Source organism: Variovorax endophyticus, assembly GCF_025376855.1.
In the GTDB taxonomy this organism is placed as follows: Bacteria; Pseudomonadota; Gammaproteobacteria; order Burkholderiales; family Burkholderiaceae_C; genus Variovorax.
Genome location: NZ_JAHUTH010000002.1, coordinates 140,181 through 164,574, shown reverse-complemented (window position 1 = coordinate 164,574; position 24,394 = coordinate 140,181). Strand labels below are relative to the sequence as shown.

The 24,394-nt window shown below is 70.1% G+C and carries 23 protein-coding genes; 16 read left to right on the top strand and 7 right to left on the bottom strand.

The genetic code is table 11. The annotated features are described in order from the left end of the window. The first annotated feature begins 33 nt into the window (after window positions 1–33). From KV106_RS03485 to KV106_RS03475, 3 genes are read left to right on the top strand one after another with little or no spacing between them, the layout of a single operon-like run. Complete coding sequence (locus KV106_RS03485; RefSeq protein WP_261206114.1) at window positions 34–780, top strand: SDR family oxidoreductase; 747 nt, start codon at window positions 34–36, stop codon at window positions 778–780. Next, entirely contained in the window at window positions 777–1,289 is a 513-nt protein-coding gene (locus KV106_RS03480) for a helix-turn-helix transcriptional regulator (RefSeq protein WP_261206113.1), read from the top strand. Before KV106_RS03485 ends, KV106_RS03480 begins: the two co-directional genes overlap by 4 nt. Further along, entirely contained in the window at window positions 1,286–1,693 is a 408-nt protein-coding gene (locus tag KV106_RS03475) for a VOC family protein (protein ID WP_057589938.1), read from the top strand. The genes KV106_RS03480 and KV106_RS03475 overlap by 4 nt, the downstream gene beginning before the upstream one ends. A gap of 10 nt (window positions 1,694–1,703) precedes the next feature. On the opposite strand, the gene KV106_RS03470 is transcribed toward KV106_RS03475, so the two are convergent. Together KV106_RS03470 and KV106_RS03465 are read right to left on the bottom strand one after the other, a co-directional pair. Next, window positions 1,704–2,795, bottom strand: coding sequence for an ABC transporter substrate-binding protein (locus KV106_RS03470; RefSeq protein WP_261206112.1), 1,092 nt, complete (start codon window positions 2,793–2,795; stop codon window positions 1,704–1,706). Window positions 2,796–2,894: 99 nt separating this feature from the next. Then, the gene (locus KV106_RS03465; protein ID WP_261206111.1) at window positions 2,895–3,521 is read right to left on the bottom strand and encodes a flavin reductase family protein; all 627 of its coding nucleotides are present in this window, start codon (window positions 3,519–3,521) and stop codon (window positions 2,895–2,897) included. A gap of 129 nt (window positions 3,522–3,650) precedes the next feature. On the opposite strand from KV106_RS03465, the gene pdxR reads away from it, so the two are divergent. From pdxR to KV106_RS03440, 5 genes are all read left to right on the top strand, one after another. Further along, window positions 3,651–5,054, top strand: a complete 1,404-nt coding sequence (gene pdxR, locus KV106_RS03460) for a MocR-like pyridoxine biosynthesis transcription factor PdxR (protein ID WP_261206110.1) — start codon at window positions 3,651–3,653, stop codon at window positions 5,052–5,054. A 120-nt stretch (window positions 5,055–5,174) separates the two neighbouring features. Then, on the top strand, window positions 5,175–5,918 hold the full coding sequence (locus KV106_RS03455; protein WP_261206109.1) for an NAD-dependent epimerase/dehydratase family protein: 744 nt from the start codon (window positions 5,175–5,177) through the stop codon (window positions 5,916–5,918). Then, the gene (locus KV106_RS03450; RefSeq protein WP_261206108.1) at window positions 5,915–6,451 is read left to right on the top strand and encodes a cupin domain-containing protein; all 537 of its coding nucleotides are present in this window, start codon (window positions 5,915–5,917) and stop codon (window positions 6,449–6,451) included. Before KV106_RS03455 ends, KV106_RS03450 begins: the two co-directional genes overlap by 4 nt. 87 nt (window positions 6,452–6,538) lie before the next feature. Continuing rightward, window positions 6,539–6,868 (top strand): type II toxin-antitoxin system RelE/ParE family toxin, encoded by a 330-nt coding sequence (locus KV106_RS03445; protein WP_409976475.1) that lies wholly within the window; start codon window positions 6,539–6,541, stop codon window positions 6,866–6,868. Further along, window positions 6,865–7,191: a helix-turn-helix domain-containing protein gene (locus tag KV106_RS03440; RefSeq protein ID WP_057589932.1), complete on the top strand. Its 327-nt coding sequence runs from the start codon at window positions 6,865–6,867 to the stop codon at window positions 7,189–7,191. The genes KV106_RS03445 and KV106_RS03440 overlap by 4 nt, the downstream gene beginning before the upstream one ends. 56 nt (window positions 7,192–7,247) lie before the next feature. Here KV106_RS03440 and KV106_RS03435 read toward each other — a convergent pair whose 3' ends face one another. After that, window positions 7,248–7,805 carry a DUF308 domain-containing protein gene (locus KV106_RS03435; protein WP_261206106.1) on the bottom strand — a complete coding sequence of 186 codons (558 nt, stop codon included), beginning with the start codon at window positions 7,803–7,805 and terminating at the stop codon, window positions 7,248–7,250. 124 nt (window positions 7,806–7,929) lie between these two features. Here KV106_RS03435 and KV106_RS03430 point away from each other — a divergent pair, with 124 nt between their 5' ends. The 3 genes from KV106_RS03430 (at window position 7,930) to KV106_RS03420 (ending at window position 12,934) form a co-directional block, all read left to right on the top strand. Beyond that, window positions 7,930–9,405, top strand: coding sequence for an HD domain-containing phosphohydrolase (locus tag KV106_RS03430; RefSeq protein WP_261206105.1), 1,476 nt, complete (start codon window positions 7,930–7,932; stop codon window positions 9,403–9,405). A 137-nt stretch (window positions 9,406–9,542) separates the two neighbouring features. Continuing rightward, window positions 9,543–11,636: a carboxypeptidase regulatory-like domain-containing protein gene (locus KV106_RS03425; RefSeq protein ID WP_261206104.1), complete on the top strand. Its 2,094-nt coding sequence runs from the start codon at window positions 9,543–9,545 to the stop codon at window positions 11,634–11,636. A 203-nt stretch (window positions 11,637–11,839) separates the two neighbouring features. Next, entirely contained in the window at window positions 11,840–12,934 is a 1,095-nt protein-coding gene (locus KV106_RS03420; RefSeq protein ID WP_261206103.1) for a helix-turn-helix transcriptional regulator, read from the top strand. A 104-nt stretch (window positions 12,935–13,038) separates the two neighbouring features. Here KV106_RS03420 and KV106_RS03415 read toward each other — a convergent pair whose 3' ends face one another. Then, window positions 13,039–14,253, bottom strand: a complete 1,215-nt coding sequence (locus KV106_RS03415; RefSeq protein WP_261206102.1) for a GAF domain-containing sensor histidine kinase — start codon at window positions 14,251–14,253, stop codon at window positions 13,039–13,041. A gap of 242 nt (window positions 14,254–14,495) precedes the next feature. Between KV106_RS03415 and KV106_RS03410 the strand changes: the two genes are divergently transcribed. From KV106_RS03410 to KV106_RS03400, 3 genes are all read left to right on the top strand, one after another. Then, a complete protein-coding gene (locus tag KV106_RS03410; protein ID WP_261206101.1) occupies window positions 14,496–15,404 on the top strand; it encodes a LysR family transcriptional regulator in 909 nt (302 codons plus the stop codon). 78 nt (window positions 15,405–15,482) lie between these two features. Beyond that, window positions 15,483–16,841 (top strand): MFS transporter, encoded by a 1,359-nt coding sequence (locus tag KV106_RS03405; RefSeq protein ID WP_261206099.1) that lies wholly within the window; start codon window positions 15,483–15,485, stop codon window positions 16,839–16,841. Beyond that, on the top strand, window positions 16,838–17,926 hold the full coding sequence (locus tag KV106_RS03400) for a M14 family metallopeptidase (RefSeq protein WP_261206097.1): 1,089 nt from the start codon (window positions 16,838–16,840) through the stop codon (window positions 17,924–17,926). Before KV106_RS03405 ends, KV106_RS03400 begins: the two co-directional genes overlap by 4 nt. A gap of 24 nt (window positions 17,927–17,950) precedes the next feature. Here KV106_RS03400 and KV106_RS03395 read toward each other — a convergent pair whose 3' ends face one another. Then, window positions 17,951–18,658 (bottom strand): Crp/Fnr family transcriptional regulator, encoded by a 708-nt coding sequence (locus tag KV106_RS03395; protein WP_261206096.1) that lies wholly within the window; start codon window positions 18,656–18,658, stop codon window positions 17,951–17,953. A 69-nt stretch (window positions 18,659–18,727) separates the two neighbouring features. Here KV106_RS03395 and KV106_RS03390 point away from each other — a divergent pair, with 69 nt between their 5' ends. After that, window positions 18,728–19,543: a crotonase/enoyl-CoA hydratase family protein gene (locus KV106_RS03390; protein ID WP_261206095.1), complete on the top strand. Its 816-nt coding sequence runs from the start codon at window positions 18,728–18,730 to the stop codon at window positions 19,541–19,543. On the opposite strand, the gene KV106_RS03385 is transcribed toward KV106_RS03390, so the two are convergent. Together KV106_RS03385 and KV106_RS03380 are read right to left on the bottom strand one after the other, a co-directional pair. Next, on the bottom strand, window positions 19,544–21,925 hold the full coding sequence (locus KV106_RS03385) for a DNA polymerase II (RefSeq protein ID WP_261206094.1): 2,382 nt from the start codon (window positions 21,923–21,925) through the stop codon (window positions 19,544–19,546). A 41-nt stretch (window positions 21,926–21,966) separates the two neighbouring features. Then, the gene (locus KV106_RS03380; RefSeq protein WP_261206093.1) at window positions 21,967–23,388 is read right to left on the bottom strand and encodes an aminotransferase-like domain-containing protein; all 1,422 of its coding nucleotides are present in this window, start codon (window positions 23,386–23,388) and stop codon (window positions 21,967–21,969) included. 129 nt (window positions 23,389–23,517) lie between these two features. Here KV106_RS03380 and KV106_RS03375 point away from each other — a divergent pair, with 129 nt between their 5' ends. Further along, the gene (locus KV106_RS03375; RefSeq protein WP_261206092.1) at window positions 23,518–24,393 is read left to right on the top strand and encodes a DMT family transporter; all 876 of its coding nucleotides are present in this window, start codon (window positions 23,518–23,520) and stop codon (window positions 24,391–24,393) included. The last annotated feature ends 1 nt before the right edge of the window (window position 24,394 follow it).

Below are 24,394 nucleotides of genomic sequence, written 5' to 3'. Positions count from 1 at the left end.
GCATGGCGGCACGCCCATCGAAGGAGACGACCCATGGCGAGTGCGGGAACCGTGTTGATCACGGGTGGCGGCCGAGGCATTGGCGCCGAGGCGGCGAAGCTGCTGGCCGCGGCCGGCCACGACGTGTGCTTCACCTACGAGCGCCGGCACGACGCGGCGGCCGCGCTGGTGCGCGAGATCGAACAGGCCGGCCACCGCGCCTTCGCGATCCAGGCCGACGCGGCCGATCCCGCCAGCGCGGCGCGCGTGCTGCAGGCCCTGCCGCCCTCGTTCGCGCCGCTGGCCGCGCTGGTCAACAACGCCGGCATCACCGGGCCGCTCGGCAGCTTCGCCGACGTCTCGCATGCCACCCTGCGCCAGGTGATGGACGTCAACGTGCTCGGGCCCATGTACCTCACGCAGGCCGTCGTCGCGCAATGGCGTGCCGAGGGGCGCACCGGCGCGGTGGTCAATGTCTCGTCGATCGCGGCCACGCTGGGCGCGCCCGGCGAGTACGTGCACTACGCGGCTTCCAAGGCGGCGCTCGAGGCCTTCACGGTCGGCCTCGCCAAGGAACTGGCCGAACAGGGCATCCGCGTCAACGCGGTCTCGCCCGGCACCGCGCTCACCGAGATCCATGCCGCGGCCGGCGAACCCGGGCGGCCGCAGCGCGTGGCGGCGCGCATCCCGATGCGCCGCGCGGCCGAGGCGCGCGAGATCGCCGAGGCGATCGTCTGGCTGCTGTCGGACAAGTCGTCCTATGTCACCGGCAGCGTGCTCAAGGTGGCGGGCGGCCTGTGACGAGGCGCCGGGAGCCGGTCGACGCGGCCTCGCTCGCGCAGGACCCGGCGCTGCTGCGGCGCCTGCTGCGCGCCAGGGACCGCATGGACGCCGCTTCGCACGAGGAATGGCCGGTCGAGCGGCTGGCGCAGGTCAGTGGCGTTTCCGAGGCCCACTTCGCGCGCTCGTTCAAGCAGGCCTTCGGCACACCGCCGCACCGCTATCTGCTCACGCGCCGCATCGAACGCGCGAGCGCGCTGCTGCGCGAGACCGAGCTCTCCATCACCGACATCGCCTTCGCCACCGGCTGGTCCAGCCTCGGCACCTTCGGGCGCACCTTCCGCGACATCACGGGCGGCAGCCCGGGCGAGGTGCGCGCGCGTGGCAAGGGCGGGGCGCGGGCCTTCGGGCCGGTGCCGGCCTGCATCGTCAGTGCCTCGCAGCGGCCCCATCTCGAAACAGCAGTTTCGGAGAAGCGCCGTCAGGCCGCGGCCGGTACAAACGAGGCCGAACCACAGGAGATTCCATGAGCCAAGGTATTGAAACGGTCGGTCTGTATGTGCGCGATCAGGAGGAGGCCCTCGCCTTCTACGCGGGCAAGCTCGGCTTTCGCGTCCACACCGATGTCGGCAACGGCGACTACCGCTGGTTGACCGTGCAGCATCCCGAGCAGCCGGCGTTCCAGCTCGGCCTGTTCAAGCCCGGCCCGCCGGTGCACGACGCGGCCACGGCCCAGGCGTTGCAGGCGATCGTGGCCAAGGGCGCGATGCCGCCGCTGGTGCTGAGCGTCGACGACTGCCGCGCGAGCTACGAACGGCTGCGCGCCCAGGGCGTGGAGTTCACGCAGGAGCCGGTCGAGCGCTACGGCACCGTGGATGCCGGCTTCAGGGATCCGTCGGGCAACGGGTGGAAGATGATCCAGCGCGCCGGGTAGGCGCGGCCCCTCAGCCCACGAAGTTGCCGCTGCTGTTCAGCAGGATCTGGCTGACCTGGTTGCTGGCGCGCGAACCGCCGGCGTAGTCGAAGCGCCAGCCGTCGAGCTCCACCGCGGCGCGGCGCTTGAACTGGGCCAGCAGCTTCGCGCGCCCCGGCTCGGCGCCCGCGCCCGCGATGACGGCACCGGCATGGCGCCCGCCGAGGTAGCCGGCGAAGCTGGTCGGCGAGGGCTCCTCGTCGAAGTAGCGCTGCAGCGCGTTGCGGTAGCTGCGCACGATCGCGATCTTGCTGGTGCGCGGGTCGGGCACCACGCGCGTGAAGATGATGGGTACGCCCTTGCCGGGGCTCAGCTGCAGGAAGGTGTTGGTGTCGACATCGGACAGGCACACCACGGTGCGCTGCACGCCCCGTCGGGCGAGGCCGCGCGTGAACAGTGCCAGCTCGATGGCATCGCCCGTGAACAGCAGGAAGTACGGCGTGCTGGCGGGCAACTGGCCGCCGAAGAATTCGAGGTCGCGCCCCTGGGGCGCCGTCAGCACCTGTGCCTCGAGCTTGAGGCGTTCGGCGATCTGCGCCATGCCCGGCTGCAGCGCCCTGGCGTGCCCGGCGCTCGGGTACACGATGCCGATCTTCGCCACGCCCATGGTCGCGAGGTTCTTGAGCACGTGGCGGATCTGGTCTTCCCGCGACGCGAACAGCGCGAACAGGTTGGGGTTCGCATCGAAGCGCGAGTCGGCGAGCCAGGGCGCGACATGCGCGATCTCGAGGCGGCTGCTCTCGGCATGCGCCAGGCTCGCGAGCGCAAGGCGTTCGCCGACGCTGCCCACCAGGGCCGCCTGCGTGCTGTCCTCGCCGACGGCCTTCAGCGCGGCCTGCACTTCGGCATCCGATTCGCCCACCTCCAACGCCTTGAGCTGCACGTTGAGCCCCGTCGTGGCCTTGAGCTCCGCGAAGGCGAGGCGAAAGCCCGTCGCATAGTCGCGCGACAGCGCCTGCTGGCTCGGCGAGACGTCCATGAGTTGCGTGACCTTGACCGCCGGCTGTTCGGCGGGACGCGCGCCCTGGGCGAAGCTGGATCCGAGGGACGAAGCGAAGGCCATGGCCGTCGCACCACGAAGGACTTGGCGGCGGCTGGGGCGATGCAGGCTCATGCGGCCATGCTAGGGAGGATTTATGACATTGGTACTCGTCGCCGTGAGTCAGAGCTGGTCGATGCCGTTGCCCGCCGACGCCGCCGCGCCGAGCGCGAAGCGCTGCTGCGTGCCCACGTAGAAGCTCGCGCCGAAGCGTCCCACGGGCCGGTAGTCCTGCAGCTGCACGCGCCAGCGTTCGGCGTCCACGAGCCCGTCGCGCACCGCGAGCCACTGCACGCGGCCGAAGAACACGTAGCGGCTCTCGGTTTCCATCTTCTCGTGCAGCACGCATTCGAAGGCCACGGGCGCCTCGGCGATGCGCGGCGGCGCCACCGTGTTCGATGGGACCGCATGCAATCCGGCGTGCGCGAGCTCGCTGCTGCCGCGCGGCAGCGCATCGCCGCAGGCATGCATCTGCTCGGCCATCGCCTCGTCGGTCAGGTGCACGACGAACTCGCCGGTGCGCAGGATGTTGGCGGCGGTGTCCTTGACGCGCCCGTCATGCATGCGGTTGATGCTCACGAAGACCAGCGGCGGGTCTTCGCCCACCATGTTGAACATGCTGAAGGGCGCGGCATTGACCGTGCCCTCGGGCTCGAGGGTCGTGACCAGCGCGATCGGCCGCGGCACGATCAGGCTCGCCATCAGCTTGTAGCGGGCGTAGGGGTCGAGGGTCTGGAAGTCGATTTCCATGGATGGGTGGGAAGAGATTCAAGGGATTGCATGCACTGTATGCAAAAAACCTGCCGCTTCCGCGGCTGCCTGGCCTCGAGCGGGCGGTGCCCGGGTCGATTCCACAGGCCACCTGCTTAACATCCGCCCATGTCGAAGCTCCAGCTACGAATCGACCGCGCGGCACGCGAGCCGGTCAGCGAACAGATCGCCGCGGGCCTGCGCGCGGCCATCCGCGAGGGCCGGCTCGCGCCGAGGGCGCGCCTGCCGTCGTGGCGCGACCTGGCCTCGCAGCTCGGCGTGGCGCGCGGCACGGTGAGCGCGGCCTACGAGCGGTTGCTCGATGCGCAGCTGATCGTCTCGCTGGGCGCGGCCGGCACCTTCGTCGCCGAGCATCTGCCGCCGTCGTCGCGCCCGCGCGAGGCAGTGGCGGTCCCATCCGCGCCCGTCGGCACCATCCCGAGCTTCCCCGGCCGCTCGGGCATCTTCCAGATGGCGAACCCGGCGCAGGACCTGTTCCCCGCCAAGGTCTGGGCGCGGATCATGACCGGTGCGGTGCGCGCCACCTCGCATGCGCGGCAGATCAATCCCGACCCGCGCGGCGAACTCGCGCTGCGCAGCGAGATCGCGGCCTACCTCTCGCTCGCGCGCGGGCTGCCGTGCACGGCAGCACAGGTCTTCGTCACCACCGGCTACGCGGGCTCACTCTCGCTCGCGGTGCAGGCGCTGGGGCTGCGCGGCACCGCGGCCTGGACCGAGGACCCCGGCTATCCCACCACGCGCCGCTGCCTGCATGCGCTCGGCGTGGAACCGGAGCCGGTGCCGGTCGATGCCGAAGGCCTGGTGGTCGACGAGGGCATGGCACGCGCGCCCGATGCGGCGCTGGCCGTCGTCACCGCGGGGCAGCAGGCACCGCTCGGTGTCGCGCTGTCGGCGCGGCGGCGGCAGGCGATCCTCGCGTGGGCCGAGCGCGCGCGGGCCTGGGTGGTCGAGGACGACTACCTCGGTGAGCTGCAGCTCGGCGCCCGCGCCGCGCCCTCGCTCGTGGCCGCCGGCGATGGCGCGCGCGTGCTGCACGTGGGCACCTTCAGCAAGACCATCAGCCCGATGCTGCGGCTCGGTTTCCTGGTCGTGCCGGCGGACCAGGTCGAGCGCTTCGCGCGCCATGCGGCGGTGCTGCCGCCGGCGCCCGCGCCGCTGGTGCAACTGGCGGTAGCGGCCTTCCTGCGCGATGGCCATTTCCTGCGCCACCTGCGCCGCACCCGGCAGGTCTATGCGCAGCGGCGTGCGGCATTGGTGGCCTGCCTCGATGCCGCATCGGCCACCTACATCGCCGCGGGCCTGACCGTGCTGCTGCGCCTCGCGCCGGGCGTGTCGGACCTGGCGCTGGCGCAGTCGCTCGCGGCGCACGGCCTCACGCCGGTGCCGCTGTCGCCGTGGTACGCGCAGCCCGGGCCCGAGAACACCGGGCTGCTGCTCGGCGTGGCGGATCTGCGCGTGGAGATCGCGGCGGAAACCTGCGCGCGGTTGCTGGCGCTGGTGCGGCAAGGCTGAGCGCGCCATCGCGATGGGCTGCGATGGTCCATCCGATCCACCGATTCTTGGCACTGTGCGCCGGGCCATCGGCTGCCTAAGCTGGAGGCTCCAAAGCATCCGTCTCCGAGAAAGAACGCCATGAGCGAAAGAATTTTCCTGGCCGGCGCCACCGGCGCCATCGGCTCGGCCCTGATCCCGCTGCTGCGCGAGGCCGGCTACGAAGTGCACGGCAGCACCCGCCAGCCCGAGCGCGCCGCGGCGCTCGAGGCCCGGGGCGTGAAGCCGGTGCTGGTCGACGTGTTCGATGCGCAAGCGCTGAAGGTCGCGCTGGTGCGCATCGCGCCGCACGGCGTGATCCACCAGCTCACCGACCTGCCGCGCGGCCTCGATCCCGCGCGCATGGCCGAGGCCACGGCGCGCAACGCCCGCGTGCGCACCGAGGGCACGCGCAACCTGGTCGAGGCCGCGCGCGCCGCGGGAGCGGTGCGCATGGTGGCGCAGAGCATCGCCTGGGCCTATGCGCCGGGCCCCAAGCCGCATGCGGAAGCGCAGCCGCTCGACACCGAGGCCGAAGGCGCGCGCCGCATCAGCGTGGGCGGCGTCGTGGCGCTCGAGCAGGCCGTGCTTCACGCACCCGGCATCACCGGCACCGTGCTGCGCTACGGCCAGCTCTACGGCCCGGGCACCGGCGCCGACGAGCCCAAGGGCGCGAGCCCCGTGCACGTCGAAGCGGCCGCCTGGGCCGCGCTGCTGGCCTGGCGCCATTCGGCTGGCGGTGTCTTCAACATCGCCGAGGACAACCCCGAGGTCGACAGCGGCAAGGCGCGCCGCCTGCTGGGCTGGACCCCGTCGATGCGCCTGGGCGCGGAGGCACGGTTGTGAGCATCGCGGCCCGCCTATCGTCGCGCGCGCCGCGGCACGCGGTCGTGCTGGCCCTCGCGGGGCTCGCCCTCGGCGCGGCCGCATGGGCGCTGGTGCCGCATGCGGGCAAGCAGGCCACCGTCGCATGGCTCGACGACCTCTGCAGCAGCGTGACGCGCCCGATGTTCGCTTCGGCGCCCGCGCCCGAGGGCAGCGCGGCGCGGCCGCAGACGACCGTGCGGCCGCTGTCGTGCGAGCCGCTGCCGAACGTGCCGGGCAAGTCCATCACCACCGCCATGGTCGAGTTTCCGCCGCTGGCCTACACGCCCGCGCACCGGCACCCGGGCTCGGTGCAGGCCGTCGTGGTCAGCGGCACGGTGCGCTCGCAGATGGCGGGCGGCCCCGCGGTCGACTACCAGACCGGCCAGACCTGGTTCGAGCCGCCGCGCGCGCTGCACCTGTTCGCGGAGAACCCCGATCCGGTGAAGCCGGCGTCGCTGATCGCGACCTTCATCGCGGATTCGGATTGCGGGCCGTTGGTGTTGCCGCCTTGAGCGACCAGCTTCAGGAGAGAAGATTTTTCGCGGGAGTGTGCAGGACTGCGCTGTAGGTTTCAATACAAGATTTTGTATAAAATGGGTATGAAGCCCATCGAATTCCGAGGCACTTCCTTGAACGATCTACGCAGCTTTCCCGAGCTTGCTCGGAGCGAGGCCGGCTACCAGTTGCACCTCGTGCAGAACGGCCTGGCGCCGGTCGACGCCAAGGCGGTGCCCAGCATTGGCGCCGGCGTGGTGGAGTTGAGGATCCGGGAAGAGGCGGGAATCTTCCGCGTGATGTACGTAGCCCGGCTGGTCGACGCCGTCTATGTGCTTCACTGCTTCCAGAAGAAGACTCAGCAAACTGCGAAGCGCGACATCGAACTGACCAGGAAGCGTTTGAAAGACCTAGTGAAGGACCTCGCATCATGACCGGAGCCCGCCGCTTCGACAGCGTCTTCGACGCCATTGCAGGCACGCCCCAGGAGGCGGCCAGCATGCGCGCGCGTGCCGACCTGATGATGAGCCTGGCCGAAGTCATTCGGCAACAGGGCATGACGCAAACCGAGGCGGCGCAGTTGTTCGGCGTGACGCAGCCGCGCATCTCCGACCTGGTTCGGGGAAGGATCAACCTGTTCTCCCTGGACACCCTGATGGACATGGCCGCCACCGCCGGCATGGCGCCGGTGGTGAAGCTGTCCAGACCGAAGGGCCTGGCGCAAGCTCGCCGTCGCAAGGCGGCCGAGGCTGCATAGCGTGGGGAGTCGTCGGACCCGTTGCCGGGTGCGCAAAGTGGCGGCGCACCGACGTTTCAGCGCCTGCGCTCCCGCACCAGAATCACCACCCCCGAAATCAAAAAGTACACCGCCCCCACCGCCGCATACCCCGCCAGCGTCTGCGGAATCGGCGCATCGGTGCCCTGCCGCGAGATGAAGAGTCCGCCGGCCAGCGCTGACTGCGCGCCGCTGAGCATCATCACCCACTGGCCGCGTTCGGCCTTGCGGCGGCGGATGGCCGTGGCCAGTTGCAGCAGGCCCGAGACGATGGCCCAGATGCCGAAGATCAGCAGCACGACCTGCCATCCGGCCACGAGCGAGGCCGCGACCGCGAGCGCGACCAGGGTGCTCATCCAGAGGTTGAGCATCTGCGTGGGGTTGGCCTGCGCGCCGCCGCTCATGCGGGCGTCCCACAAGTTGGCGAGGGCGTCCCAGGCGGGGTAGACGATCAGCAGCACGGTGGCCAGCGCGGGCGACTGCTTCGCGGCGGTGAAGGCCAGCGCGACCCAGGCGAAGGAAAAGGCGGCGCGGGTGAAATAGAGCTTGCGCAGCCAGGCGGCGCGCGGGGATGGGTTTTGCAGGATGTCGGTCATGAGAAAGAGGCGGTGGAAGCCGCGAGTGAAAGGGGGCCGCCCGTCGAGCGGTGGATGCCACGATTCTTCCGAGCCACCCCGGCGGCCGGTATCGGTCGAATGACCGACACGCGCAAAATGGGCCATGTCCCACGACACGACCATTCCCGTTTTCGACGCCGTCCGCGCGCTGGCCTTCATCGGCGACCTGAGCATGGGCCAGCCGATCGACCATTCGTTGCGCACGGCCTGGCTCGCGGGCAAGATCGCGGCGCGGGCCGGCTGCACCGCGCCGCAGATCGAGGCGGCGCGCCATGCCGCGCTGTTGCGCTGGTCGGGCTGCACGGCCAATGCGCAGGAGTTCGCCGACTTCCTCGACGACGACGTCGAGGGCCGCCGGGCGCTGCTCGCCTCGTCGGCACCGCGCATGCGCCAGCCCCACGACAGCGCGCCGGTGCCCGGCGCCGTGCTCGCCATGGCCGAGATCCACTGCGAGATCGCGGGCGACATCGCCCACACGCTGGGGCTGAGCCACGATACCGAAGCCACGCTGCGCGCCGTGTTCGAGGCCTACGACGGCAGCGGCGTGCCGGGCCTGCTGCGCGGCGAGGCGGTTCCGTTCTCGACCTACGTGGTGGCGCTGGCCAGCGACCTCGAGATCTTCGGCCGCCTGTACGGCGTCGAGCAGGCGCTCGCGCTGGTGCGCGGCCGCGCGGACAGTCTCTACCCGGCCGCGCTGCTCGACGCCAGCGCGGCCGATCTCGCGGCCTGGATGCAGGCGCTCGATGCACCCGCCGCGCCATGGGCCGAGGCGGCTGAACAGCCGGCCTCGATGCGCCGGCCCATGGGACTGGAACTGGTCGGCGACGTGATCGACCTCAAGCTGCCGTGGATGACCGGCTACTCGCGCCGCGTGGCCAGCCTGGCGCGCGACTGCGGCGCGCGCATGGGGCTGGACGAAGCCGGCTGTGGCCGCGCCTACAAGGCGGGGCTGATCCATGGCATCGGACGCGCCTCGGTGCCCAATGCGATCTGGAACGCGCCCGGGCCGCTGCAGGCCTCGGCGCTGGAGCGCGTGCGGCTCGTGCCCTACTGGACCTCGCGCGCAGCCGGGCAGATCGACGGCCTCGCGGCCGAAGCGGAGATCGCCTCCTTCGCCTTCGAGCGGCGCGATGGCTCGGGCCATTTCCGTGGCCGTTCGGGTGCGGCCATGCCGCTGGAAGGACAGGTCGTCGCAGCGGCCGAACAGTGGTGGTCGCACTGCACGCGCCGTCCGTGGCGCGAAGCGCTGACGCGGGAACAGGCGGCCGAGCGCATGCAGGAGGACGCCGCGGCCGGCCGCTTCGACGCGGCCGTGGTCGAGGCGCTGTGCGCCAGCACGCTGCCGGGCGCGGTGCCGCCGAAGCCCGCGGCGCCGGCGCAGGACGATGCATCGCTGTCCCAGCGCGAGCTCGAGGTGCTGCGCTGCATCAGCCAGGGCGACAACACCAAGGAGGTGGCGCGCGCGCTGGGCATCAGTCCCAGCACGGTGCGCACGCACGTGGAGCGCGTGTTCCAGAAGCTCGGGTGCACGACGCGCGCGGCGGCGACCTTGAAGGCGGCGACGCGGGGGCTGATCTAGCGTCGGTCGCGATCATCGGAAATTCCGGGCCAGCCTTACTCAGAGTTGGTGATGCCGTCGCGCATGGTCTGCGCAACACTGCCTTCGCGGGTGCCAGGGTCATCCTGGGCCGAGCCAACCTTGCGGAGGAAACGCACATGAAAAGATCGATGAGGAATGCAGGTCCGCGGTCGTCTCTCGCGATGGCCGCGTTGCTGGCCATTGCCGGTTGCGGCGGCGGCGGAGGAGGAGGGAGCGGAGGCTTCTTCTGGCCCGTGGGCGGATCGACGGTGGCGCCTCCGGCGCCAGCGCCGAACCCTTCCACCGGAACGACGCTGAGCGGCGTGGCGGCAACAGGCGCCCCTTTCGCGGGCGCGGAGATCACGGTCACCGATGCCGGGGGAACCACGGTCTGCACCACGCAGACCGACACCGGCGGCGCCTACACCTGCCCGCTGCCGGCGGCGACCCAGGCACCGCTGGTGATTCGCGCACTGCGCGACGACCAGGTGCTCTACGGCGCGGCGGTCCGGAGTTCGGGCATCGCGAATGTCACGCCACTCACGAACATCGTGGTCGCCCGCCTGTCTCCCGCGGGCAACCCGGCCCAACTCGCGGGCGTGCTGTCGAGCCGTCCCGAGATCCTCACGGCCGACAGCATCTCGCAGCAGGTGGCGGCACTGAAGACGGCCTTGCAGCCGCTGCTGGACAGCCTGGGCTTGGCGCTCGGCCACCCGTTGCTCGACGCACTGGTGGCCGACGGTACCGGACAGGACAGGCTGCTCGATGTTCTGAGCGTGAGTGTCCGGCCCGACGGCGAGGCGGCCAACATCGAGATCACGGTGAAGACGGCCGATGGGACGCCTGTCTCTGTCCGGTTCCGCAGCGGCGACAGCAGCATCCCGCCGATCGGCGCAGGCGTGGAGGTCGCGGATGCGCCGCCGCCCGCGCTCGTGGCGGAGCTGCTGCGGCGATTCACCGATTGCTACGCTTTGCCGCTGACGCAGCGCGTCAGCACCGCAACCGATGACGACACGGACGCCGTCGGCGGGCCGTCGGCGGTCGCGGCGCCCGCATGCCGGCAACTCTTTCTCGACGACGATCCCTCCACCTTCTACAGCAATGGCGCGAACGTGGGTCGTTCGTCCGCGAACGCCGGGGCCTATGCCAGCCTGTTTCGCGCGAGCGCGAGGGGACTTCGCTGGGAACGGGGCAGCGTGGAATTCTTTCGCCCCAACGGAGACATGGTGCTCAGCTATCGCACGACGGACCCTCAAGGCAACACCGCCTTCGACCTGCTCGGTGCGCGCCGGGTCGGCAACACGCTCAAGCTGGTCGGCAACGGCAATGCGTACCGGGCCACGGTACAGCCCTACGCCCAGCTTCGCGAGTTCCTGAACACCCCGGCGTTCAGCAACTACGGCACCGGGTACGACGTCACGATCCCGAACCTGACCGACGGCGCCGGCAACCCCGTCTTCGCCAAGGCCGTGGTCACGACGCCGTGGGGCACGCCGCTGACCTTCCTGCCGGGCGCGGGCTATTCGACGCTGCGGTTCGCGCGGGCGAACGGCGCCATCACCGGAAGTTCCGTCTACAGGCTGCGCGGCGAGTATCGGAGCACGGAGACGCCCGGCAATCCCTCGACCAAGGAGACATCGCTCACCTATGCGCAGCCGCAGCTCGATGACGCACAAATCCGCGCGATCGCCGACCAGGGCATCTGGACCGTGGAGTTCCATCATGCCGACACGACGAAGCCGAACGTCGTGCAGACCGCGCGAACGCTTTCGCGCGCACTCACGATGGCCGAGTTGCGGCAACAGCCGCTGGCGCAGCTGTCGGGCGGACTGCGGGACTTCCTGGCAACGGGGTCGGCGGCCAGCGGCTACCTGCTCGTCGCCAACCCGATCTGGGTCAATTTCAGTTCGCCGCCCGGGGACAAGGACGGCTGGTCGGTACCCGCCGGCGCGCCCGCGCCGACCCAGCTGAGCGTTTTCGGCAATGCGCCTTTCGGCAGCACCACCCCGGGTGCGAACGGCGCGGGTTTCAACGACTCCGCCACGTTTCCGAGCAGCGCCCGCAGGGCCGTCGTGTACTGCTCGCGGCAGACCTCCGCCGACAGGCACTGCGACACCACCGACTCCACGATGTACGCGAAGAACTCGACCATCAACTCCTTCCTGCTGCAGGCGACGAACCAGAAGCAGGTGGCGTTCAGTTCGGCGATCGCGCTGTACAAGCTCCAGTAGCCGCGTGGCGGCAGGGCATTGCCGGGCGGAGCGCACGCATACTCAATTCGAGTGATGCGGCTGCCCGGGGAATGCCCAACACTTCGCGCAAGAAAGAGTCCCTCCCGCCTCGCGGTCCAGGCCATGAGACTCGGCAGTTTCCGGCGCACGGATGGACGAGCCGCTCTCCCGGGCGCATCATCACCCGGCGGAGGAGAAGTCTGATGCGACAAGATGTCGACCTGATGCGCGCACTGGAGGCCGTTCGATCCATCCCCGATGCCAGGGCATCCTGGCGCGACGTCCTGGCGACCGCGAACACGCTGGTGGAGAGCGATGCGGCGGTGATGATCGTCTTCGAGGGAGACCGCGTCGTCGACATGCAGAACTTCGGCGCGGACCTCGGCGCGATGCGCGACTATGCGGAGCACTTTCACACCGAAGACGTCATGACCAAGCCCGGCGTCGTTCGTGACCCCGGGACCTGGCTCGACACGCAGCAACTGATTCCCGAGCCGCTCCGGCAGCGCAACGCCTACTACGTCGACTTCATGTCGAGGCACCGGATGCGGCAGCTGTATTCCTACATGGTCGAGAACGGACCGGGACGGCGCGTGAGCCTGGGTTTCCAGCGGGCGGTCGCATCCGACGCGCTGGGCGAAAGACTTCGAGGAGCGAGGATATGCGGATATTCCAGGGCCTTGCAGGACGCGATGGCGTTGCGCAGGGCGCGCGCCTCCTCCTGGCTGAGCGTCAGCGACGTGGCCTTCGACGCGCTGGACGAGGCCAGCTGCCTCGTGCACCGCAATGGCCTGCTGGTGCATGCGTCGCCCAGGGCACGAGCGTTGCTCGACGAGCGCAGGGGCCTGCTGCAGCGCAAAGGGCATCTTGCCGCCGCGGATGCGCGCCTGCAGGCACGGTTGGAGGGTGGCCTGGCCGCGGCATGCGCCGACGGTGTCGTCCGCACCATGGCTTTTCCCATCGCGCCGGGCGCGGGGCTGCTCTGCATCGATGTGACGAAGGCCAATCCGATCCTGCGCCTGGCCGCCGAGCCGCTGCTTTTCGTCCGGATGCGCCAAGAAGGGGTGCCGATGCTCGCGAGCCCCGAGGCGCTCGCCGGTGCGCTGGGAGTGACCGGTGCCGAGGCCGCCGTGCTTCACGCACTGGCCAGCGGCATGAAGGCTGCCGACTATGCGACGCACCGGGGTCTGTCGATCCATACGGTGCGCAAACAGATCGCCATGATGATGGGAAAGCTCGACTGCAAGCGGCAGGTGGAGCTCGTCCGCATCGCGATGAACGTCCGTGACGGCTGCTAGCGGGGTTCACGCGATGGGTGGCAACCCGCGCTGTTCTCGCGGAGCAATTGAACCTGCGATCGAGGGCATGTCCTTCTCCCCGGCGCAGGCGAGCGCGGCGATTCCTAGGCGACCGCCGCAACCCCCGGCCGCACCGGAATGCGCGCCACGAAGCTCGTGCCGTGCTCCGCCGTCGAGGTCACCTGCAGCGTGCCGCCGTGCGACTTCACGATCAGCGAGCAGATGTGCAGCCCGAGGCCCAGTCCGCCATGGCCGCGGCTCTCGGCGGGCCGCCAGTAGGGCTGGAAGATCTTCTGCAGGTTGCCGGGCGGAATGGGCTCGCCCTGGTTCTTCACGCTCAGCACGAACCAGCCGTCGCGCGTCCAGGCCGCCACGTCGATGGGGCTGTCGAGCGCGCCGTGCGAGACCGCATTGCCCAGCAGGTTCGACAGCACCTGCTGCAGGCGGCCGCGGCTGCCGTGCACGGTGTCCGTCACCTCGATGTCGGCGGCGATGACGCGCGCGGGATGCGCGGCGCGCATCTCGGCCACCACGTCGTCGAGCGCGAGGCCCAGGTCGGGAATCTGCTCGCGCGCGACATCGAGGCCGTTGCCCATGCGCCCGCGCGCGAAGTCCATCACGTCCTCGATCAGCGAGGCCATCCGCTTCGTGGTGGCGCGGATGCGCAGGCCCGCGCGCGTGGTGTCGGGGTCGGCCGCGCGCCGGGCCAGCAGCTCGCCGATGGCGCTGAGCGAGGCCAGCGGATTGCGCAGGTCGTGGCCGAGCACGGCGATGAACTGGTCGCGCAGTTCGGCGGTGGCCTCGGCATCGAACAGGGCGACCTCGGTCGCGCTCTGCCGGTCCTCGAGCTCCAGCGTGTGGCCGATCAGGTCCGCGAAGCCCTGGAACATCGCGATGGTGCGGGCGTTGTCGACGCCGTGCGGCGTCGGGTCGATCGCGCAGAGGTTGCCGAAGTAGCTGCCGTCGCCCTTGACGATCGGCACCGAGATGTAGCTCTCGATGCTGTAGAGCCGCGGCGTGTGGTGCGTGCGGAAGACCGGGTGCGTGCTGGCGTGGTCGAAGGCGATGGGCTGGCGCGCGGCGCGCGATTCCACGCACAGGGTCGTGTGCAGCTCGAGCTGGCCGCCGGGCTTGAGGCCGAAGTTGATCCGGTCGAGCACCGCGCAGGCGGTCCAGCTGTCGCCGTCGACGCGCGCGACGGCGGCGAAGCCCATGCCCGTCTGTTCGCAGATCAGCCGCAGCATCGAGGGCACCGCGCTGATCCGGCCGATGGCCTCGACGTCGCGCCGGATGTGCTCGGCCAGTTCCTGGGATTCCATGGGGGTGTCCTGACTCGGGGTGATCGGACGCATCCGGTCTGTCGTTCGGTGATCGACGGGGCCTGTATGTCAGGCAAAAGGCCCAGTCCGTTGCTATTGTCGAGCAAGAAACGGGATGCGCCTATGCCAAAAGACATGGCGGCTGCGCGTCCCGACCCGTCGACCGGCCACGAGCGCCGGGTCTGGGGACACCCGGGACCCTGCGTAAACTGAAAACCCCCGATCCACCGAGCCCGACCGCCATGAAACTGAGTCAACTCCGCTCGTTCCTCAGCGTCGCCGAGCATGGGAGCATCCGGGCCGCGGCGCGCGCGCTCGGCATGTCGCAGCCGGCCGTGACCCAGGCGATGCGCGAGCTCGAGCTGTCGGTCGACGCGCCGCTGCTGCAGCGCGGCACCGCCGGTGTCGAGCTCACCGTGTATGGCCGCTCGCTGGTGCGCCGGGCCAGCGTGATCCAGCGCGAGATGGAGCGCGCGGTGGCGGAGATCGAGGAGATCCGCGACGGCAGCTCGGGCCTGATCTCGATCGCGATCTCCACGGCCGTCGCCTTCGAGATACTGCCCCAGGCCTTCGCGGCGTTCCGTGCGCGCTTCCCGCATGTGGAGGTCCGCTTCAACGAGGCCTCGATCCCGCACACGCTGCCGCGCATCCTCGACGGAACGGTGGACTTCATGGTCGCTCACATGCTGCCGGGCTCGCTGGCCGACTGGGAGATCAAGCGCCTGTACCGCACCGCCATGGTGGCGGTGGCGCGCGAGGGCCATCCGATCCTGGACGCGGCGAACACGGACGGTTTCGCCGACTGGGAATGGCTGCTGCCCTACGACGACGAGAGCGCGCCCGCGCTGGTACGCCAGCTGTTCGCCCCGAAGCGCATCGCGCCGCCGACGCGGGTGGTGCGCTGCACCTCGACGGCGATCGGCCTGAAGCTCGTGGGCGAGAGCGACCTGATCGGCGTGTTCGTGGACACGATGACGCGCGAGGAGTTTCCGCACTACGGCCTGGTGAAGCTGCCGCTGTGCGATCCCCTCGCGGCGCTCGACGTCAGCGTGATCTCGCGGCCCGGCTCCGTGCTGAGCCCGGCGGCGCAGAACTTCCTCGATGGCCTGCGCCATGAAGCCGCGATGAAAGGCAATGCCTATCACCGCTGACGAGTGCTTGTCTTCCGGCCGCGGATCGCCGCTCCTAGCATCCGCCATCGCAACAAAAGGCATGGCCAGGAGACAGCAATGGGTACCCAGACAAGCGGCGTCGCGCCGCCGCTATCGAAGCGCAAGGCGGTGACGGCGATCACGGTCGGCAACGCGCTGGAGTTCTACGACTTCACCGTCTACGGCTTCATGACGAGCATCATCGGGCGGATCTTCTTCCCCTCCCTGAGTCCGTATGCGCAGCTGCTGCTGGCGGTGGCCAGCTTCGGCGTCGGCTTCCTCGCGCGGCCGCTGGGCGGCGTGGTGATCGGCGCCTATGCCGACCGCCATGGCCGCAAGAAGGCGATGGGGCTGACCATCGGCCTCATGGCGCTGGGCTGCGCCATGATCGCGGCGGCACCCACGCCCGCGCAGATCGGGCTGGCGGCGCCCGCGATCATCGTGCTGGCGCGGCTGATCCAGGGCTTCTCGGCGGGCGGCGAGGTCGGGGCATCGACGGCCATGCTGGTCGAGTACGCGGGCCGCAACGAGCGCGCCTTCATGGCCAGCTGGCAGGTCGCGAGCCAGGGCCTGGGCGTGATGTTCGGCGCGCTCGTCTCGAGCACCGTGATCTCGGTGCTGGCCCCGGCCGATCTCGAGAGCTGGGGCTGGCGGCTGCCCTTCGTGCTCGGCATCCTGATCGCGCCGGTGGGCATGTACATCCGCACGCGCCTGCACGAGACCCATGTCGACGCGCCGACGCCAGCGGCCTCGGGCGAAGCGGGCGGCAAGATCGGCCTGCTGCTGCGCCACCACTGGAAGCAACTGATCCAGGCCAGCCTGCTGTTCCTCGCGTGCACGGTCGGCATCTACGTGGTCGCGTTCTACATGCCGACCTACGCGGCCCGGGAGCTCGGACTGCCGGTGCAGGTCGGCATCTGGGCCGGCGTGGTGTTCGGCATCGTGAACCTGCTCGTCGCGCCGCTGTCGGGCCTGCTGGCCGACTGGCTGCGGCGCAAGCCCGTGATCTTCTGGTCGCGCGTGGTGTTGCTGCTGCTGGTGTTCCCGTGCTTCCACTGGCTGCTCGCCGCGCCATCGCCGGGGCGCCTGTACGTGGTCGTCGGGCTGCTCAGCGTGTGCCTGACCTCGCAGTTCCCGGCGCTGCTGGTGATGCTCACCGAGATCTTCCCGAAGCATGTGCGCGCCAGCGGGCTCTCGACCGTCTACAGCGTGGTGGTCGCGGTCTTCAGCGGCTTCTCGCCCTTCGTGCTGACCTGGCTGGTGCACGAGACCGGCGACAAGCTGGCTCCCGCCTGGTACCTGGTGGCCGTGACCGTGGTCTCGACCCTCGTCATGCCCTGGCTCGTCGACCGCACCGGCGAGGACCTCGATGCGCAGAGCCCGAAGGAAGCGCCGCCGCGCGTGCGCCCCGCGATGCCGGTGGGGAGCTTCAAGTGAAACCCACGAACCATTTCGCGGCCAGCTATGCCGCGGCACGCGAGCGCTTTCTCGCGAGCGCGGACGCAGCGGGGCTCGCCGTGGCTTCGCATGCGATCGAAGGCGTGCGCGGCGCGCAGGGTGAGGAACTCGCGATGGATGTCGTGCGATTCGGCGATCCGCGCGCCGACAAGCTGCTGGTGCTGACCTCCGCGATCCACGGCGTCGAGGGCTTCTGCGGTTCGGGTTGCCAGTCGGCGATGCTCGTGGACGAGCCGCTGCTGGCCACGGCCGAGCGCATGGGCGTCGGCCTGCTGTTCGTGCACGCGGTCAATCCCTTCGGCTTCTCGCACCTGCGCCGCGTCAATGAAGACAACGTGGACGTGAACCGGAACTTCGTGCGCTTCGACGAGGCGCGCTCGCCGAACCATGGCTACGCCGAGCTGGAGCCCCTGCTGCTTCCGCCTGCATGGCCTCCGGGCCCCGAAGAGGCCGCGCGGCTCGATGCCTGGATCGCCGCGCAGGGCGTCGAGGCCTACGGACAGTCCGTGTTCCAGGGGCAGTACGACTCGCCCACGGGAATGTTCTACGGCGGCAGCCGCGCGACCTGGAGCAACAGGACGATCCGGCAGGTTCTTCGGCAGGAGGGCGCCGCGACGAAGCAGGTGGGCTGGATCGACCTCCACACCGGGCTCGGCCCGCGGGGCCACTGCGAGAAGGTCTTCATCGGCAGGCCCGGCGAGATCGACCGGGCCCGGACCTGGTGGGGCGCGGATGTCATCTCGACCGAGCGCGACGATTCGGTGATGTACGAGATCCGCGGCCCGATGGTGACGATCCTCGCGCAGGAATGCCCCCACGCACTGGGCACCACGATCGCGCTCGAGTTCGGCACCGTGCCGTTGCTGCGGATGATCGATGCGCTGCGCGCGGACCACTTCTGCTGGCGGGCCGAGCCGCCCGTCGCGCCGCGGCTCAAGGCCGAGGCCGGGCAGGAACTGAAGGCCTGCTTCTACGTCGACGATGCCGATTGGCAGGGCATGGTCTTCGGCCAGGCGCGCACGGCGGTCGTGCAGGCCTTGTGCGGGCTCGGCGCTTCGGCGTGACCGGGTGCGCGGCGCGGCGGATGGTCAGGCGGCGCGCCCGCTTTTCCTTCGCCCGCCGGCCTTCGCGCCATGGCTCGCCAACCCGGCGAAGTCGACGATCCTGATCCGGGGACCCTCGAGCTGCACCAATCCGTCGGACCTCAGCGCGCGCAGCGCCATGTTGGTCCGCTGGCGCGACAGCCCGCACAGGTTGGCGAGCTGATGCTGCGGCAGGGCCAGCGCGTCGCCGTCGTCGCCCTGGGCCAGCAGCGAGAGGCAGCGCGCGACGCGCATGTCGGGCGCCAGCATGCGCGAGGCTTCGAGCAAGGCCGTGACCGTGCCCATGCGCTGGTTGAGGTTGTTGAGCAGGAAGTTGTTGAACGGCACGCTCTGCGCGAGCAGCAGCTCGAAGGTGGGTGCGGGCAGCAGGCAGACGCGGCTCGCGCGCACCGCGATCACGTCGTAGCGCCGCTGCTCGCGCTTGAGCATCGAGCCTTCGCCGCCCCACTCGCCCTCGCGCAGGAAATGCAGCGTGGTCTCGCTGCCATCGGCGGCGGTCACGGACATCTGCAGGAAGCCGCTGTCCACGCCGATCCAGTGCGCCGCGGTCTCTCCCACCCTGGCCACGCATTCGCCGATCGCGGCATCTTTTTCGACCAGGGTGGCGCGCACCAGCGCCTGCTGCGCCGGCTCCAGCGTGGCGAACCAGGCGCTGCGGTCTAGCAGGGAGGTGGGCGGTGGGGCGGGCTTCATGGATGTCGTTGCAACGACAGCGCGATGCGCGTGTCTTCACGATAGTAAGCACTTCAACAGGAGACGCCAATGACCGTGAGAACCGAGAAGGATGGTGCGGTGTGGACCGTGATCCACAGCCGCTTCGACGAAGCGCGCAACGCGATGGACCCCGACAGCGCCGACGCGCTGGTCGAGCAGCTGCAGGCCTTCGACCGCGATCCGCAGGCGCGCGTCGCGGTGCTGTGGGGCGAGGGCGGCGCCTTCTGCGCCGGCTGGGACCTCAAGTACGCGAGCACGCTGGCGGACCGCGAGCGCTTCGACCAGGACATCGTGCGCGGCCTGGCGTTTCCGATGGGTGCCAACGCGGCGCCGCGAGGGCCGCTGGGGCCGACGCGGCTGGAGCTGTCGAAGCCCGTGATCGCGGCGTTGGAAGGCCCCGCGGTGGCGGGCGGCATGGAGCTCGCGCTGTGGTGCGACATCCGCGTGATGGCTGAGAGCGCCTACTTCGGCGTCTACTGCCGCCGCTGGGGCATCCCCTTGCTCGATGGCGGCGCGGTGCGTCTGCCGCGGCTGGTGGGACAGGGCCGCGCGATGGAGATCATCCTCACCGGCCGCAAGGTGCCGGCCGAGGAGGCGCTGCGCATCGGCATGTGCGAGCAAATGGTGCCGCACGGCGAGGCGCGGCAGGCGGCCGAGGCGATGGCCAGGGAGATCGCGCGCTTTCCGCAGGCCGCCGTGCGGGCCGATCGCCGCACGGTGCACGAAAGCCATGGCCTGCCGCTGCGCGATGCGATGCGCGTGGAGTGGGCCAACGGCGTGGAGGCGCACCACCAGGAAGGCGCCGATGGCGCGGGCCGCTTCGCGTCGGGACTGGGGCGCGGCGGCGACTTCGGCCGCATCTGATCACTCCTCGAACAGGCGCGACTGCGAGGAGGTCAGCGCCGAGAAGCTGTCCCCCATCGGCTGCAGGATCGCATCCGCGATCGGCCGCAATTGCTTTGCGAGGTAGTGCTCGTAGTCGATGCGCGACTGGCGCGCTTCCAGCGGCTCGGGCCCGTTGTGCGTCATCACGTACTGGATCCAGCCGCCGTTCTGGTACTGGCGCGGCCGCTGCGCCCGGTCGTTGAATGCGTCGGCGATGCGCGCCGCGCGCACCTGCGGCGGCACGTTGACCTGGTAGTCGTCGAGCCGATGGCGCAGGCGCTTGCGGTAGATCAGCAGCTCGTCCTTGGCACCCGCCAGCATCGAGCGCGTGTAGTCGGCGACGAAATCGCGGTAGGGCTCGTCGTGGAAGATGCGCGACAGCAGTCCTTCCTGGAACTGGCGCGCCAGCGGCGTCCAGTCGCTGCGCGCCATCTCGAGGCCGCGATAGACCATCTCCTCCCGGCCCTTGGCATCCACGCTCAGGCCCGCATAGCGCTTCTTGCTGCCGATCTCCGAGCCGCGGATGGTGGGCATGAAGAACTTCTTGTAGTGGGTGTCGAACTCGATCTCGAGGAAGTTGCGCAGTCCCTGCTCGTCGTGCAGGGTGCGGGTCCACCAGGCATTGATCTCGGTGGTGAGCGCCGCCGCGATGGCGTGCGCGTCCTCGCTGGAATGCGCGCGCTTGAGCCAGATGAAGATGGAGTCGGTGTCGCCGTAGATGACCTCGTAGCCGCGTTCCTCCACGAAGTCGCGCGTGAGCCGCATCATCTCGTGGCCGCGCAGCGTGATGGCGGACACCAGGTCGGGATTGAAGAAGCGGCAGTCGGACGCACCCAGCACGCCCGCGAAGGAGTTCATGAGCAGCTTCAGTGCCTGCGACAGCGGCTCGTTCTTCGCGCGCTTGGCCTCGTCGCGCGCATGCCAGAAGGTGCTGACGATCTCGGGCAGGCAGTGCCTGTCGCGCGAGAACAGGGTGCCGTTCGGGCCCTTCACGCCCGCGGCCGGGTCCTGCGCCCGCATGCCTTCCACCAGGCCCACGGGGTCGACGAGGAAGGTGCGGATGATCGATGGATAGAGGCTCTTGTAGTCGAGCACCACGACCGAGTCGTAGAAGCCGGGCTTGGAGTCCATCACGTAGCCGCCCGGATAGGCCTTGCTGAGGATCTCGCCGACGTTGGGCGCCACGTAGCCCAGCCGGTGCATGCGCGGCAGGTAGTGGTGGCTGAACGCGGCGATGGAGCCGCCGAAGTGGTCGGCCTGCAGGCCCGTGGTCTGGGCGCGCTCGAGCACGAAGCTCAGCAGCTTCGTCTTCTCGAAGATGCGCAGCACCAGCTCGCAGTCGCGGATGTTGTAGGTGGCGAGCGCCGGCTTGTCCTGCTGGTAGCGGCGCTCGATCTCGGCCATCTTGTCGTACTCGTCGCCGATGGCCTTGCCTTCGCCGAGCAAGGCTTGCGACACCGACTCGAGGCTGAACGAAGGAAAGCTCCACATCCCGGAGCGCAGCGCCTCGATGCCGTCGATGATCACGCGGCCCGCAGTGGTCGCGAACAGGTAGCCCTGCTTGCCCGGATGCGTGCGCCATTCGAAGGGCCGGCGCTCGCGGCCCGGCAGCAGCGGCGTGCCGGCGGTGTCGGCCGTCTTCTGCAGCACCCGCAGGTCGAACTGGATCACGCTCCAGCCGACGATGACGTCGGGGTCGTTGTGTTCGAACCAGTCGTTGAGGCGCTCGATCATCGCCTTGCGGCTGGCGCAGTAGACGAGCGAGAAGTCCAGCGGCTCGCTCGCCGCCTGCGCGGGCGCTTCGCCCAGCATGTAGACCACGCGCTCGCCGGTGCCGTCGAGCGCGATCGAGTAGAGCTCCTCGTGCTGGCTGGTCTCGATGTCGAGCGACACCACCTTGAGCCGCGGCCGGTAGGCGGGCGCGGGCTTGAGCCTCGCATCGACGAGGGCGGCGCCGTCGGGCCTGCCGCCTTCCACGAGCGCGCCCGCGGTGATGAAGCGCTCCATCAGGTAGCGGTCGTGCGGCCGGATGTCGGCTTCGAGCAGTGGAATGCTCTTCGCCTCGAGCAGGCGCACCAGCCGCTTGAGCTGGCGGAAATGCGTGACGTAGACGCCGACGACCGGCTCCTGCCCGAAGGTCTTGAGCGCGAGTTCGCGCAACTGCAGGCCCGGCAGCTCCGGGGCGTGCGCTTCCACCGCCTGCCTGTGCTTCGCCGCCACGAAGGCGACCGAGGTCTGCGCATTGAGCAGCACCTTGCGCGGGCCCTCGTCGGTGGCGAGCCAGAACTCGATCTCGGTGCCGCCGGGCGCATCGCGCCAGCGCCGGGTGAGGATGAACCCCTGGAGTTCGGAGGTCGGCACGGGAGGCTGGAGATCGGGTGGAGCGGGAACGTGGTGGATTTTCACAGGGCCGCGCTTTGCTTGCGCCTGGCCGTCGCAGGGCGCGGCGGCATGCTGTCCTTCATGGCCTCCTTGAGGATGCCGAACACCCGCCGGTCGCCGAGCTGCGCGGCATTGAAGCGCACGAACGCGCCGGCCGTCTGCGAGACGCTGAAGACATTGCCGGGCGCGAGCACGACCTTCTGTTCCATGCAGCGCCGCGCCAGCACCGCGGAGTCGAGCCCATCGGGCAGCCGGCACCAGAGGTAGAAGCCGCCGCGCGGCGCGAGCCAGGGCTCGATCCCCAGCGCCCTCAGGCGCTCGGTGGCGTCCTTGCGCGCGCGCATGAGGCGCTGGCGCACCTCGTCCATGTGCTTGCGGTAGCTGCCGCCGGCCAGCACGCCGGCGATCAGTTCGGTGGCCACCGGGCTCGGGCCGCCGAACTGGGTCGCCACCTGCAGGTCGACCAGCCCGTCGATCCAGTCGCGGCGCGCGGCGATGTAGCCGCAGCGTACCGAGGCCGAGAGCGTCTTGGAGAAGCTGCCGATGCGGATCACGCGCTGCAGGCCGTCGAGCACCGCGAGCCGCGGCGAGGGCGAGGGCTCGAAGTCGGCGAAGACCTCGTCCTCGACGATGGTCATGCCCTGCGCCGCGGCCGCGCCGAGCACGCGGTGCGCGGTCTGCGGCGAGATCGTGGCGCCGGTGGGGTTGTGCAGCGCCGAGTTGGTGATGTAGAGCCGCGGGTTCTGCGCCAGCGCCTGCGTGAAGGCCGCGACGTCGGGGCCGGTGGGCGTGAACGGCACGCCGACGATCTTCGCTTGATGCGCGCGCAGCAGCGCCTGGAAGTTGAAGTAGCAGGGATCGTCCACCAGCACGGTGTCGCCGGGCCGCAGCAGCAGGCGGCAGATCAGGTCGATGGCCTGCGTGCCCGAGGTGGTCAGCAGCAGCTGTTCGGGCGTCGCGGCGATGCCCTCGTCGGCCAGGCGCGCCAGCAGCAGGCGGCGCAGCGCGAGTGCGCCGCGCGTGCTGCCGTAGTCGGCCAGCAGCGCGTCGTCGGCGCGGCTCAGCGCGCGCAGGCCCTTGCGCAGGGCGGCGTGAGGCATCCAGTCGGCCGGCAGCCAGCCGCAGCCCGGCATGAGAAAGGAACCATCGGCATCCAGCGACTGGCGCGAGACCCAGAAGGGATCGACGTCGCGTTCGCGCGGCGCGCCCATCTCGGCCAGCGCCATCGGCGGCAGGTTGGCGCCGGTCACGTAGAAGCCCGAGCCGCGCCGCGCGCGGATCACGCCCTCGGCCTCGAGGCGGTCGTAGGCCTCGACCACGGTGGAGGGCGAGACGCCCATGGTCTCGGCGAAGCTGCGCACCGAAGGCAGGCGGTCGCCTTCCACCAGGGCGCGGTTCGCGATCTTGGCGCGCACCGCCTCCATCAGCGCATCGGTCCGCATCGTTGCCTTCACACCGTTCATCCTCGCCGCCTTCCGGGTGACTGTGTGGCCGGGATGAGCCATACAGTTTGCGGAAATTGTATGCCTCTGTGCCTTCCCGTCAGGGCCCGGCCCAGATACGCTGGGCGGATGACAAGCGAAGGTTCTCGACGACATTCGGCCGGCTGGGGCAGCGGCCTGCTGGGCGTGCTCATCTTCAGCGGCTCGCTGCCCGCCACGCGCGTGGCCGTGGCCGATTTCTCGCCGTTGTTCCTGACGGGCGCGCGCGCGGTGATCGCCGCCTTGCTGGGCGCGGTGTTCCTGTTCGCGCTGCGCGAGGCGCGGCCCAAGCGGGCCGACCTCATGCCGCTGACCCTGGTGGCGATCGGCGTGGTCGTCGGCTTCCCGCTGCTGACCGCGTTGGCGCTGCAGCACATCGATGCCGCGCATTCGGTGGTCTTCGTCGGGTTGCTGCCGCTGTCGACCGCGATCTTCGGCGTGCTGCGCGGCGGCGAGCGGCCCAGACCCGCCTTCTGGCTGTTCTCGATCGTCGGCGCCGCGGTGGTGGCCGGCTTCGCGCTGCACGGCAGCCGCGGCGGCAGCCTGCAGGGCGACCTGCTGATGATCGCGGCCATCGTGGTGTGCGGACTCGGCTATGCCGAAGGCGCCACGCTCTCGCGCCGCCTCGGCGGCTGGCAGGTGATCTGCTGGGCGCTGCTGCTGTCGCTGCCGCTCATGGCCGCCATCGCGCTGTTCACCCTGCCGCATGCCTGGGACCGCATCGGCGCCCCGGCCTGGGCCGGCCTCGCCTACGTGTCGGTCTTCAGCATGATGATCGGCTTCGTCTTCTGGTACCGCGGCCTGGCGCTCGGCGGCATCGCGGGCGTGGGCCAGCTGCAGTTGCTGCAGCCCTTCTTCGGCCTGCTGCTGGCCGGGATGCTGCTCGGCGAGCCGGTGGCCTGGACCATGATCGCATCGACCGTGGTCGTGGTGTTCTGCGTGGCGGGCGCCAAGCGCTTCGCCTGAG

Excerpts from the sequence above, each read along its gene's own strand:
- KV106_RS03485 (WP_261206114.1), top strand. The coding sequence starts at position 34 with ATGGCGAGTGCGGGAACCGTGTTGATCACGGGTGGCGGCCGAGGCATT.
- KV106_RS03435 (WP_261206106.1), bottom strand. The coding sequence starts at position 7,805 with ATGACCGACATCCTGCAAAACCCATCCCCGCGCGCCGCCTGGCTGCGC.
- pdxR (WP_261206110.1), top strand. The coding sequence starts at position 3,651 with ATGTCGAAGCTCCAGCTACGAATCGACCGCGCGGCACGCGAGCCGGTC.
- KV106_RS03375 (WP_261206092.1), top strand. The coding sequence starts at position 23,518 with ATGACAAGCGAAGGTTCTCGACGACATTCGGCCGGCTGGGGCAGCGGC.
- KV106_RS03445 (WP_409976475.1), top strand. The coding sequence starts at position 6,539 with ATGAAGCCCATCGAATTCCGAGGCACTTCCTTGAACGATCTACGCAGC.
- KV106_RS03475 (WP_057589938.1), top strand. The coding sequence starts at position 1,286 with ATGAGCCAAGGTATTGAAACGGTCGGTCTGTATGTGCGCGATCAGGAG.
- KV106_RS03465 (WP_261206111.1), bottom strand. The coding sequence starts at position 3,521 with ATGGAAATCGACTTCCAGACCCTCGACCCCTACGCCCGCTACAAGCTG.
- KV106_RS03410 (WP_261206101.1), top strand. The coding sequence starts at position 14,496 with ATGAAACTGAGTCAACTCCGCTCGTTCCTCAGCGTCGCCGAGCATGGG.
- KV106_RS03395 (WP_261206096.1), bottom strand. The coding sequence starts at position 18,658 with ATGAAGCCCGCCCCACCGCCCACCTCCCTGCTAGACCGCAGCGCCTGG.
- KV106_RS03415 (WP_261206102.1), bottom strand. The coding sequence starts at position 14,253 with ATGGAATCCCAGGAACTGGCCGAGCACATCCGGCGCGACGTCGAGGCC.
- KV106_RS03390 (WP_261206095.1), top strand. The coding sequence starts at position 18,728 with ATGACCGTGAGAACCGAGAAGGATGGTGCGGTGTGGACCGTGATCCAC.
- KV106_RS03430 (WP_261206105.1), top strand. The coding sequence starts at position 7,930 with ATGTCCCACGACACGACCATTCCCGTTTTCGACGCCGTCCGCGCGCTG.
- KV106_RS03470 (WP_261206112.1), bottom strand. The coding sequence starts at position 2,795 with ATGGCCTTCGCTTCGTCCCTCGGATCCAGCTTCGCCCAGGGCGCGCGT.
- KV106_RS03420 (WP_261206103.1), top strand. The coding sequence starts at position 11,840 with ATGCGACAAGATGTCGACCTGATGCGCGCACTGGAGGCCGTTCGATCC.
- KV106_RS03425 (WP_261206104.1), top strand. The coding sequence starts at position 9,543 with ATGAAAAGATCGATGAGGAATGCAGGTCCGCGGTCGTCTCTCGCGATG.
- KV106_RS03380 (WP_261206093.1), bottom strand. The coding sequence starts at position 23,388 with ATGCGGACCGATGCGCTGATGGAGGCGGTGCGCGCCAAGATCGCGAAC.
- KV106_RS03405 (WP_261206099.1), top strand. The coding sequence starts at position 15,483 with ATGGGTACCCAGACAAGCGGCGTCGCGCCGCCGCTATCGAAGCGCAAG.
- KV106_RS03440 (WP_057589932.1), top strand. The coding sequence starts at position 6,865 with ATGACCGGAGCCCGCCGCTTCGACAGCGTCTTCGACGCCATTGCAGGC.
- KV106_RS03455 (WP_261206109.1), top strand. The coding sequence starts at position 5,175 with ATGAGCGAAAGAATTTTCCTGGCCGGCGCCACCGGCGCCATCGGCTCG.